Annotated in this window: 1 protein-coding gene and 1 pseudogene; both read right to left on the bottom strand. The window is 35.9% G+C overall.

What is annotated here, in order from left to right:
• Nucleotides 1–280: 280 nt before the first annotated feature.
• Nucleotides 281–631, bottom strand: a complete 351-nt coding sequence (locus BLT01_RS15000) for a transposase (protein WP_092099137.1) — start codon at nt 629–631, stop codon at nt 281–283.
• A gap of 1 nt (nt 632) precedes the next feature.
• Nucleotides 633–1110: pseudogene (locus BLT01_RS15475) on the bottom strand (pre-toxin TG domain-containing protein); the annotation flags it as partial.

Raw genomic sequence — 1110 nt, 5'->3', positions numbered from 1 at the left:
ACAATAGACGTTGCCACCGTCCCTAAAGCGTAAGTAACCCAATGTGCACGCGAATTGGCATCGCCATTGACCCTATCTCGTTCATAGGATTCCGAAATGGCCGTTTTAATGGTGTTATAGGTGTCTCCTGGATTTGAGAATGCATTCGCTATGCCATCGACCAGTTCTTAAATTAAAATAAAAAACCTTGAAAGGCATTTAGCCAATCAAGGTAATCGAATTCATTTAAACTATATTTAACTGTGCTCTTGATGAAGACCTCAGTCATAAAAAAATCCAATTAGCTGTTACTATCTCTTTCTTCTATGAATTCTAAAAACGAATCTTGCAGTTCTCCTTCCGTATCAATAGAACCGAGCAGTAATTTAGGTTCTAACGAACAATCTTTTAAAGTCGAACTTCCATCAATTACTCCTAACATGTTTGAAATCGTATCAATCATAGTTTGTTCAATTACCTTCATTAATGTATCTTTATTTTCGTCAGTTAAACTATCGTAAAAACCAATAGCCTTCTTCCAATAATCATCTGTTTTAGAAGTAATATTCGTTGTTTCATACAAGTCTTGGTATAGCTGAAGGTTCTCTTTAACGATAGACTCATAAAGTGATTTAACAAAAATATCATTCATTTTATTTCCTCATTTCCGGATACATTTTTTTGTTTAATTCAATAAGTTCTTTTAAAGCAGAATTCGGCATGTCATCATAGACTCTTCTAAGTTCCATAATGTCTCTTGCCAATAACTGTCTAGGATTATCTATTCCTTTTGTACTTCTTGAAACTATTCCATTAGGTCCTTTAATGGTGTGCCCCACCTTCGGAACATTAATTGCAGGTGCAGTATTTAAATCATAATTATCTACTAATTTCTTCATTGCTGCCTTCTGGCCTACATGATGGGCATCAAGTCCTTCTACTCCTTTAATATCTTTATATGCTCCAACTTGATATTTACCCGTACCCTTAGTAACAACTTTCTCTGTTACTCCACTAACTCCACTTTCAGCTTTTGCCATTGTAATCAGTTGATCCTTCAACTGTACACCATTGACCACATTGTAAGGGATTCCTCCTGCCATAGCCAACTGAGAACGTGGCGTATATGGC

This window comes from Bhargavaea beijingensis (genome assembly GCF_900101985.1).
Taxonomy (GTDB): Bacteria; Bacillota; Bacilli; order Bacillales_A; family Planococcaceae; genus Bhargavaea; species Bhargavaea beijingensis.
The sequence above is the reverse complement of the archived record's forward strand: the minus strand, read 5'-3'. Positions and strand labels throughout refer to the sequence as shown.